This window comes from Neisseria sp. P0001.S005, assembly GCF_051963715.1.
In genome coordinates this window covers 1-233 of record NZ_JBQCTZ010001095.1, presented here as the reverse complement: position 1 = coordinate 233, position 233 = coordinate 1, and the positions used below count along the sequence as shown (strand labels likewise).

Sequence of the window (233 nt, the reverse complement as noted above, 5' to 3'; positions counted from 1 at the left end):
TGTTCAGAATCATGGCAACAACGCGCGATGTTTTGCCAGTGCCCTTATTTCCGGTAAACAAATAAATCCTAAGGCTACCTTTGCATAACAAAAGTTAATTTGTTTAATGTATTCATTACAATATAAAAACTGAATGCACCGTATAAATAACCGAGGCCTTGGCCAAAACCACCGATTAAAAGTAAATTTAGAATATCAGACGGCATAGAATTGATTGCATTTAGGGTGTAATC

General features: G+C 35.6%; 1 protein-coding gene. It reads right to left on the bottom strand.

The genetic code is table 11. The annotated features are described in order from the left end of the window. Positions 1–74 precede the first annotated feature (74 nt). Positions 75–233, bottom strand: a 159-nt coding sequence (locus tag ACTHSP_RS24185) for a DUF2523 family protein (protein WP_440347243.1), incomplete at its 5' end; no start/stop codon positions are given.